Source organism: Paenarthrobacter sp. (assembly GCF_031180005.1).
Lineage (GTDB): Bacteria > Actinomycetota > Actinomycetes > Actinomycetales > Micrococcaceae > Arthrobacter.
The window spans coordinates 162,260-171,466 of sequence record NZ_JAPSHI010000006.1 but is presented as its reverse complement, the minus strand read 5'-3'; the positions used below and the strand labels follow the sequence as shown (position 1 = coordinate 171,466).

Here is a 9,207-nt window from a genome sequence, read left to right as displayed (position 1 = left end):
CAACCCCGGTGACAACACTCTCAAGATCATCGGATCGACAGAGCGACGCAATCATGCCGGGATCAGCAGGCCAGCACACCCATATCCTGCACCAGGAAACAGGCTACGAAAAAGGTAACGAGCGATCGGCTCAAGCCCGCGGGACGTGAGAGGGCGTTAGAGGAGGCGGCGCTCCGCTGCCCACTTGGTGAGTTCGTGGCGGCTGGAAAGCTGGAGCTTCCTCAGGACCGCCGACACATGTGTTTCCACCGTCTTGATGGAGATGAACAGCTCCTTGGCAACCTCCTTGTAGCTGTATCCCCGGGCAATGAGCCGCATGACTTCGAGTTCGCGGGCAGAAAGCTTGTCCAATTCGTCATCGGCGATGTCGGCGGGAGCGGTGCCGAAGGCATCCAGCACAAAGCCTGCCAAACGTGGAGAGAAGACGGCGTCGCCATCGGCCACGCGGATGACGGCGTCGGAAATCTCCTTGCCGGAGATGGTTTTGGTGACGTAGCCCCGTGCTCCGGCACGGATGACCGACACCACGTCCTCGGCGGCGTCGGACACGCTCAGGGCCAGGAAGCTGGTGGTGCCCAAGAAAGCGCCGGAGCCGGCAAGGACTTCACGGCCGCCACCGCCCAGCCCGCCGGGAAGGTGCACGTCCAGGAGAACTACTTCAGGGCGCGTCTCGGCTATGACGCTGATGGCCTGTTCCACGGTTCCGGCCTCGCCCACCACATCCACGCGTTCGTCGAGGTCCGCCTTCAATCCGGAGCGGAAAATGGTGTGATCGTCCACGATGACCACGCGCACCCTGCGTCCGGCACCACTTTCAGGGCTGTTGTTCATTGCTTCGCTTCTCCATTCCGCTGTTCGCCATTCCGCTGCTCGCCGCCGTCCGAACTTATTGATGGAAGGGTCAACCGGACCTCCGTTCCGTCGCTGCTGCTGTTGATGACCGCGGTGCCGCCGTGCCGTTTCATCCGGCCGATGATCGACTCTTTAACACCGAGCCTGTCATCCGGGACAGCATCAGGGTCGAAGCCCGGGCCGCGGTCCTTGATGAAGACCTCAGTGCTACCGGCGGCGCTCTCCAAGTACACGGAGACCGTTCCGCCGCCGTGGCGGGCGGCGTTGAGCATGGCTTCCCTGGCTGCCTGGACCAAGGCCTCGTGCCGGTCCGTCATATCAGTGTCTCCTACAGTGACTACCTCCACGGCATGCCCATGGGAGTCCTCCACTTCTGCCGCCACGGCCTTGATCCTGTCTGCCAGAAGGCCCGATTCCTTGGCGGGATCGCTGAATAGCCAGGAGCGGAGTTCGCGTTCCTGGGCCCTTGCAAGCCGGATGACGTCCTGCTCGGAGCCTGCCCGGCGCTGGATGAGCGCCAAGGTTTGAAGCACAGAGTCGTGCAAGTGGGCAGCGATCTCTGCGCGTTCAGTTTCACGGACCCTGCCGGCACGCTCGGCTTCAAGGTCCTTCCAGAACTTCAGCCCCCACGGCAGCAGCACCAAGGCGACCCCGCCCAAGACAGCGACAGAGGCAAGCAGCGCCAGCCACGTCTGCTCCCACGACCCCGAACCGGACACCATCACCAGGACGCCGGCCACCACCAGGGCCAATCCCGCTGCCAGACGGGTCCAGCCGCCGGCTTGGTCGGCCTTCGTCTTGTCCACCAAGCCGGCCCGGCGGGTCTCATCAAGCTGCATCCACGCAATTGCTGCGCCCCCCAGGATGGCGGCGGCCGGAATAAGCGTGCCCAAGGGGACGTCAACGCCGAACTGGCGGGCGATCAGGATCGCGGCAATCAAGAGCAAGGCTGCGCCGAGCAGGATTTCCTTGCCGTACTGGATCTTGCGGAACGTGAACCAGGACGACAAAGTGCTACCGCTGCCCTTGGCTGCTTCGTCCCGGAATTCTGCCCCGCTCCGGGATCCTGCCCAGTCCCAGGATGACGCGGCATTGCCAAAGGCGGCAGGTTCGGCCACAGGCACGGTGCCTGCATTTCCAAGGACAGAACCGTTGCCCGGGATAGAACCATTGCCGGAGACAGAACGGCTACCCGGGACTGAACCGGAAACCGGAGGCGCGCCGCCGACGCTCGGCGAGGGGCCGGCGTCGTACGCTGTCGCTGCGGAAGGGCCGGCGGCCACGGAGGTGGGCGGGAGGCTCACCGCAGGAGCAATGGGCGACGCCGGGCGGCGGGCATTGCGTTTGGCGTTCTCGTCCGCAGTGGGAACCATGGTCCATAGCCATGCGTAGAAGGCCACGCCGGCTCCCCCGGCGAAGCAGGCCAGAATCATGCCTAGCCGGACGAAGTTGACTGGCCAGCCCAAGTGATCGGCCAAGCCGCTGCAAACGCCCGCGATCATGCGGTCGCTGCTGCGGACCAGCGTGGGGCGTTGAACAACGGTTGTCATGTACCAATCCAAACACGGATGAGGGTGCCCCGAACCGGGATCCGGCGTTGTTCGGGGGTCCCTCAGGGATCAATCAGGGTATCCCCCAGTAGAGGGCAGGGTGGTCCGGGCGGCAGGATCGAAGTATGAACGCGAACAGCATGAACCCAGAGGAACCCGGAACGCCAGGCACCGCCGGCGAATCCGGCTCGAGCGCCAACAACGGCGCTTCCACCGGCGCCCCGGGTGCCGCGTCCGGCGCCCCGGGTGCCGCGTCCGGCGCCCCTGGCGCCACGTCCGGGGCATCTTCCGAGGCACCTGGTGAACCAGGCGCCGCCTCGGGAAACGGTGCAGCCAGCGGCGCTTACCCGCCAGCCGGCGGTGCTGCCAGCGGCGCTTACCCGCCAGCCGGCGGTGCTGCCAGCGGCGCTTACCCGCCAGCAGGCGGTGCTGCCAGCGGCGCTTACCCGCCAGCAGGCGGTGCTCCCGCAGCCTCTCAGCAGAACTTCTTCGACTGGATCCGTAACCAGGGCATCCGTCGGGGACCGGACCGTTGGATCGGCGGCGTCTCAAGCGGAGTGGCCCACCGGTTCGGCATCGACCCGCTGATTGTGAGGGGCATCTTCATTGTCCTGGCACTCTTCGCCGGCGTCGGCGTGCTGCTGTACGGCGTGGCCTGGGCACTCCTCCCGGAGCCTGACGGCCGCATCCATGTGCAGGAAGCAGCCGCCGGCCGATGGTCAGGGGGCATGACCGGGGCCTTGATCACCACCATCATCGGCCTGCCGAGCCTTGGCCGCGGATTCTGGGGCTGGGGATGGGATGGCCTCCCCGGCTTGTTCTGGACGCTCTTCTGGATGGGCGGCGTCTTCTACCTCATCTACTTCCTGGTTCAACGCAACAAAGCTTCGAAGGGAACTCCACCTGTGGGCCATCAGAATTACACCGCCACGCCTTACTCCGCAGCATCCGGCAGCGCGACTGCCTACGGAACTCCCACGTCATACGCGTCCACCACCACCGGCACCAACACCGGTGTGCCCGTCTACGGCAGTGGCCAGGCCGGAAGCAAAACCTACGGGTCTCCTTCTACAGGCGGCGCTTATGGACCGGCAGGAGGCTACGGCTCCGGTCATGGGCAGGGCTCCGGCCCGGTTCCCCCCTCAGGGCCGTTCGGCCCCTCGGGACCGTCCACGCCTTCCGGCCCGCGTCCTCCTTACGATTCCACTCCCCCGCAAGGCTGGCAGCCCAAGCCCGCCGCTCCCAAGCGCAGGGGTCCCGGGGCTGCGATCGTTTCAGTCTCAGCCGGTGCGGCACTTCTGGCCGGCGGTACGTTGAAAGCGCTCGACGCCGGAAACGTCATCGATCTGGGCAACTCGGGAAATGCAGTGGTTTGGGCTACAGGTGCCGCCGTACTCGGCCTCGGCATCCTCATAGCGGGACTTCGCGGACGGACGTCAGGTTTCCTTGGCTTCCTCGCCGTGGCCGCCCTGGTCATTGGCGGGATCTTCAATGTGGTCCCCAGGGACGGCGACCGCTTCACCTTCCATGACGTGAACTGGGCGCCAACCAGCCTGGAGCAAGCCCGGTTGGGCATCAACGTCACCGGAGCTAAGGGCCAGCTCGACTTGAGCGAAATGGAACTCACGCCGCCGTTGATCTCCGAGGTCATCATTCCCGTGGACGCAACGGCCAGCAATGTCACCGTCATCATTCCCGATGACGTCCCCGTGGAGGTCAGGGCGGACATGACATTCGGCAACCTCAACGAACGTGGCACGGACCGGGGTGGCCGCCTGCAGGACGAGAGGACGCTCTACAACACCGAAAAGGCCGGTGCGAACCTCGTGGTGGAAATTGACGGCACGTTCAGCAACGTGACCATCCAGGAAGGAAACTGATATGAGCACCAACGAGCCAGGCAAGGCACCCGAAACCCGCCCCACTGAGGCCCTGCCCAAGGAAACCCGCCCCACTGAGTCCCTTCCAAAGCCGAGCCTCCAGCAGATCCCGCTCACGCCACCGTTGGAGCCCAGCTTCAAGGTGGAGCATGCGGACGACGACGAACCCCGGCAGGCGCGGATAGGCACAGTGGTGTGGGGATTGATTGTGATCGCCCTCGCGGCCTTGATCGTCATCTCGACCCTCGGCTGGGTCACTCTGAACGGTACGTATGTCCTGATTGGCCTGATGATCGGCGCAGGCGCAGCGCTGGTGATCGGTGGTCTCCTGTCGGCGCGTAAAGGTTCCGGAACACCGAAGAGCCCGGCGAAGTGACTGGAAGCACCAACGTGACAAAGCAACCGCAACAGGGAAGGGTGTAGCTATGGACAAGTTCTTCAGCATCGTCAGGGGCTTCGGCCTGAAGCGTGGTCCGCAACGCTGGCTCGGCGGAGTTTGCGGCGGAATCGCAGCAAAGCTCAGGGTCGACGTAGCGTACGTCCGGGTCGCTTTCCTGCTCTTCTGCCTGCTGCCCGGCCCCGCATTCGTGGTTTATATCCTGGGCTGGCTCATCTTGCCGGACCAGAACAACAAGATCGCACTCGAATCCTTCATCAGCCAGCGTTCCCGGTAGTTGCCGGTTACGGCCAGCCGAAACAATGGAACGCCCCGCCAGTTGGCGGGGCGTTCCGTTGTTTTTCAGCCAGGTTTCCAATACCGCACGGCCCGGGGCAAAAGTAACCGTTTGTGTCCCACCCCACATGCGCGTCTACAATCATTGGGAGCTCAGCGTGGCGCTCTGCACGTATTCCTCCAAGCCATGAGTGAGCAAACATGAAAATTGGCATTCTTACCAGCGGTGGCGACTGCCCCGGCCTCAACGCAGTGATCCGGGGATCAGTCCTCAAGGGCATTGCCATCCACGGCCAGGAGTTTGTGGGCTTCCGCGACGGCTGGCGCGGTGTGGTTGAAGGTGATGTCATCGACATCCCCCGCACCATGGTCCGCGGTATCGCCAAGCAGGGCGGCACTATTCTGGGCACCTCCCGCACCAACCCGTTCGAAAACGGCGGTGGCCCGGATGTCATCAAAGCGCACATGGAACGCCTTGGCATTGACGCCATCATCGCAATCGGTGGCGAGGGAACACTGGCAGCTGCAAAGCGCCTCACCGATGCTGGCCTGAAGATCGTTGGCGTCCCCAAGACCGTGGACAATGACCTCGATGCCACTGACTACACCTTCGGTTTCGATACGGCTGTCCAGATCGCCACTGAGGCCATCGACCGGCTGCGTACCACCGGCGAATCCCATCACCGCTGCATGATCGCCGAAGTCATGGGCCGCCACGTCGGTTGGATTGCCTTGCACGCCGGCATGGCAGCCGGGGCCCACGCCATCCTGATTCCGGAGCAGAAGGCAAGCATCGAACAGATCACTGAATGGGTCCAGGAAGCCCACGACCGTGGCCGTGCGCCGCTGGTAGTGGTTGCCGAGGGCTTCGTTCCGGACCACATGGAGTCCCCGCACTCCGAGCGCGGCCTGGATACGTTCGGCCGTCCCCGCCTTGGCGGGATCGCTGATCAGCTCGCCCCCGAAATCGAAGCGCGGACGGGCATTGAAACCCGAGCCACCATCCTCGGCCACATCCAGCGCGGCGGCGTCCCCACCGCCTACGACCGCGTCCTGGCAACGCGTCTGGGCATGGCAGCCATCGACTCCGTGGTGGAAGGCCGCTGGGGCACCATGGTGGCCCTGAAGGGGACGGACATCTCCCACGTGGGCTTCGAGGAAGCACTCGGCAAGCTCAAGACCGTGCCGCAACACCGTTACGACGAAGCGTCTGTGTTGTTCGGCTAGTCGACTAGGCTGAATCCATGACTCTAGAGCCCACGTCTGCTGCCATCATCCAGCTGGCGTGGGCTCGCCGTTTGGGGCTCGACGACGACGCTTTCGCCGCCGCAGCTACCCGGCTCACCGCTTCTGCTACTGACCCAGGGGACCCCGGCAACCGCATAGTCCGCGTGGATGATTCTGCGCGGGCCTTGGTTTTCCTCCGTCTCTTTGGCGTCTCGGCGCTCGTGGGACCGCAATGGGCACTGGACAATGCGGCATCAATCCCGGACACCGAGCTCGCTCAGCACGTGACGCTGCTGACCATCACCCGATCACACGGCGGACACGGCCTCGGGTCATCCGCCTTGTTCTTTGCGGACGATCTACCGCTCAAGCAGCCGTCCGACGAACTCACGGTTTCGCAGGGCAACCCCGAAGCAATCAGCTTGGAGGGATTATGCCCGCCTGATGACGTCAATGAGGTTGGTTTGCAAGGTCTTGAGCATCGTTTCACCATCATGCACCCCGAAGAGGACCAGCCCACGCCCGTGGCCTGCGGGGCTTATTCCGAGTGGGAAGGCATCCTGGCCAACATGGGCGTCCTGGTTGCGCCTCCCTGGCGACGACGCGGCTTGGGCACGTTGGCCGCGTCCATCGCTGCGCACGAGGCCCTGGCATCCGGGCTGACCCTTCAATGGAAGGCCGATGTCAGCAACACCGGAGCGCTCGCGATGGCCCGCAGCCTTGGCTTTGCCACAGGCGGGCTCCACGCGAGCGTACTCCTCGGCTAACAAAGAACCCCACACCGAACAAATGCTATTTCCGGACAGGTTCCTGTACGGCCTGTTCTGCAGCGGCTTTCCCGCCCCAACCTCCAACGGACTTCGGCTTGCCAAAGAACAACGCCACCACGGCACCCAGCAGAATCGCACAGGCAGGCAACAAGATGGACTGGCTCATCGCCGTCGAGAATCCTGCGTGGAGCGCTTCCGGTAGCACGCCGCCCATGGAGGCTTCGCCCACAGGAGCCCCGGCGGGAGCTGCGGGCAATTCCGCCGCGAGCCGCGACTGAATGAGGGCGGCGATGGCAGCCGAACCGAGGACGGCACCAATTTGGCGCGTGGTGTTGAAGACGCCGGAGCCTGCCCCTGCCTGGCGTGGTTCCAGGTTGCGGGTGGTCGCGTTGGACACCGGCCCCCAGATGAAGGCGTTGGCAACGCCCTGCAGTGCGCTGGGCAACAGGAACATCCAGATGGGAGTATCCGGCCCCAGCAGGGACGCCGTCCAGAACAATGCCCCGGCCAGGCAGACGAGGCCAAAGGACGCGAACCAGCGCGGGTTGGCACGGTCTATAAGCTTGCCAACGAATGGGGCAAGTGCTCCCGAAATAACGGCCATGGGAATCATCAGCAACGCAGACTGCGTAGGTGTCAGGCCTCGCACGGTCTGGTAGTAGAAGATGGTGGGCAGTGGGAAGGCGGTCACCGTGAAGCCAACAGCCATGATGGTGGTGTTGCCGAGGGAGAAGTTGCGGTCCTTGAACAGGCCGAGCGGCAGCAAGGGTTCCCCTCCGCGGCGCTCAAGGAGCCACTGCCAGGCGACAAACATCACCAGGACCACAAGCCCCGTGATGATCAGGCCCCAGACGGAAACGAAGCCTGTGACTGTTCCCCACTTGTACGTCTGGCCCTCTTGGATGCCAAAAACCAGCAGGAACATGCCGACGGCGGACAGCACCACGCCCACGACGTCGAACGCGTGGCTGTGCGTGGTTAATTTCGGCACAAAACGCATCACCAGGATGAAGGCGACAATCCCGATGGGTACATTGACGAAGAAGATCCACTCCCAGCCGAGGCTGTCCACCAGCAAGCCACCGAGGATCGGTCCGATCAGCACAGCCATGCCGGCTGTGGCTCCCCACAGTCCCATGGCTGCACCACGGCGGTCCGGAGGGAAAATGCGCGTAATTACGGCCATGGTTTGGGGAGTCATCATGGCGGCACCCAAGCCTTGCACTGCCCGGGCAGCGATCAACATGGTGACGTCACCGGAGAGCCCACACCACAGCGAGGCGAGCGTAAAGACGACCAAGCCGATCAGGTACAGGTTCTTGGGCCCGAATCGGTCACCCAGCCTGCCAGTGATCAGCAAGGGCACAGCGTAGGCCAGCAAGTAGGCACTGGTGACCCAGATGACGGCGTTAATGTCCGTGTTGAGGCCCTCCATGATCCGAGGGTTGGCTACAGACACGATGGTGGTGTCGATGAGGATCATGAAGAAGCCCACCACCAATGACCATAGGGCGGGCCACGGCTTTGCTACGTTATCCAAGGGATTCCTTTGGGTATGAAAGTTCAGTTGAAGTTGGCCGGGGTTCATCCCAGGGCAGGCGCCCATTGCGCAACTCCTCGAGGAGTTCGCGGATCCACGCGATCTCCGTTCGGCGTATTGCTTGTTGATACGTGATATCGATCCAGTACTTACGATCCAGCCCTTTGGCCGTCACGGTTGCCTCGGCATGAACGAGGAAGTCGAGATCGGCTCCGAGGGCTACCAGCCGCGACGCCAGCAGTTCCATCACCACAGCCGCGGGAAGGTTGTGGGCCTCGGCGATTGCGTGGGGAAACACGGGGTATTCGTTGACGGGCGTGGAGAGCATGTCCTGGAGCCGCGCATCGAGGGCTTCATGTCCGGCGGCGGTAATCCTGTACGTGGTCCGTTCAGGACGGTTGCCTTCACGTTCCGTTCCTGCGGCCTCCACCAGTCCGTTCTCGGCCAGTCTGCCCACTGCGTGATAAAGCGTGCCGGGGCGGACTTTGACGAGGCGGTCTTCATGACGTGCCATCAGCACTTGGTACATCTCATACGGATGCATGGGTTCCTCTGCCAGGAGCGCCAGTGAAGCGACCCCGAGCGGGGTCAACTCCGCGATTTTGGCCACGTTGACCCCTTTCGTAACAGATACTCCACAACAACTATTCCACGTGGAGTATCAGGGCGCAAGAAAGCCCGGCCGCTAAGCGACCGGGCTCCCCTCGTGATAGTT

9 protein-coding genes are annotated in these 9,207 nt (G+C 63.5%); 5 read left to right on the top strand and 4 right to left on the bottom strand.

Annotation, left to right across the window (positions count from 1 at the left end; genetic code table 11):
* Positions 1-156 precede the first annotated feature (156 nt).
* Entirely contained in the window at positions 157-831 is a 675-nt protein-coding gene (locus tag RIF72_RS06955; RefSeq protein WP_309074112.1) for a response regulator transcription factor, read from the bottom strand.
* Positions 828-2,402: a PspC domain-containing protein gene (locus RIF72_RS06950; RefSeq protein ID WP_309074111.1), complete on the bottom strand. Its 1,575-nt coding sequence runs from the start codon at positions 2,400-2,402 to the stop codon at positions 828-830. Before RIF72_RS06950 ends, RIF72_RS06955 begins: the two co-directional genes overlap by 4 nt.
* Before the next feature lie 125 nt (positions 2,403-2,527).
* Here RIF72_RS06950 and RIF72_RS06945 point away from each other — a divergent pair, with 125 nt between their 5' ends.
* The 5 genes from RIF72_RS06945 (at position 2,528) to RIF72_RS06925 (ending at position 6,949) form a co-directional block, all read left to right on the top strand.
* Positions 2,528-4,282 carry a PspC domain-containing protein gene (locus RIF72_RS06945; RefSeq protein ID WP_309074110.1) on the top strand — a complete coding sequence of 585 codons (1,755 nt, stop codon included), beginning with the start codon at positions 2,528-2,530 and terminating at the stop codon, positions 4,280-4,282.
* Between the two features lies 1 nt (position 4,283).
* Complete coding sequence (locus tag RIF72_RS06940; protein WP_375164203.1) at positions 4,284-4,658, top strand: hypothetical protein; 375 nt, start codon at positions 4,284-4,286, stop codon at positions 4,656-4,658.
* Between the two features lie 49 nt (positions 4,659-4,707).
* A complete protein-coding gene (locus RIF72_RS06935) occupies positions 4,708-4,956 on the top strand; it encodes a PspC domain-containing protein (protein WP_017200254.1) in 249 nt (82 codons plus the stop codon).
* Positions 4,957-5,156: 200 nt separating this feature from the next.
* On the top strand, positions 5,157-6,182 hold the full coding sequence (locus RIF72_RS06930) for an ATP-dependent 6-phosphofructokinase (protein ID WP_014922397.1): 1,026 nt from the start codon (positions 5,157-5,159) through the stop codon (positions 6,180-6,182).
* Between the two features lie 17 nt (positions 6,183-6,199).
* Complete coding sequence (locus tag RIF72_RS06925) at positions 6,200-6,949, top strand: GNAT family N-acetyltransferase (RefSeq protein ID WP_309074109.1); 750 nt, start codon at positions 6,200-6,202, stop codon at positions 6,947-6,949.
* Between the two features lie 25 nt (positions 6,950-6,974).
* On the opposite strand, the gene RIF72_RS06920 is transcribed toward RIF72_RS06925, so the two are convergent.
* Positions 6,975-8,492 (bottom strand): DHA2 family efflux MFS transporter permease subunit, encoded by a 1,518-nt coding sequence (locus tag RIF72_RS06920; RefSeq protein ID WP_309074108.1) that lies wholly within the window; start codon positions 8,490-8,492, stop codon positions 6,975-6,977.
* On the bottom strand, positions 8,485-9,102 hold the full coding sequence (locus RIF72_RS06915; protein WP_309074107.1) for a PadR family transcriptional regulator: 618 nt from the start codon (positions 9,100-9,102) through the stop codon (positions 8,485-8,487). Before RIF72_RS06915 ends, RIF72_RS06920 begins: the two co-directional genes overlap by 8 nt.
* Positions 9,103-9,207: the final 105 nt, after the last annotated feature.

Coding starts and splice junctions, on each gene's coding strand:
- RIF72_RS06955 (WP_309074112.1), bottom strand. CDS start 831: ATGAACAACAGCCCTGAAAGTGGTGCCGGACGCAGGGTGCGCGTGGTC.
- RIF72_RS06950 (WP_309074111.1), bottom strand. CDS start 2,402: ATGACAACCGTTGTTCAACGCCCCACGCTGGTCCGCAGCAGCGACCGC.
- RIF72_RS06945 (WP_309074110.1), top strand. CDS start 2,528: ATGAACGCGAACAGCATGAACCCAGAGGAACCCGGAACGCCAGGCACC.
- RIF72_RS06940 (WP_375164203.1), top strand. CDS start 4,284: ATGAGCACCAACGAGCCAGGCAAGGCACCCGAAACCCGCCCCACTGAG.
- RIF72_RS06935 (WP_017200254.1), top strand. CDS start 4,708: ATGGACAAGTTCTTCAGCATCGTCAGGGGCTTCGGCCTGAAGCGTGGT.
- RIF72_RS06930 (WP_014922397.1), top strand. CDS start 5,157: ATGAAAATTGGCATTCTTACCAGCGGTGGCGACTGCCCCGGCCTCAAC.
- RIF72_RS06925 (WP_309074109.1), top strand. CDS start 6,200: ATGACTCTAGAGCCCACGTCTGCTGCCATCATCCAGCTGGCGTGGGCT.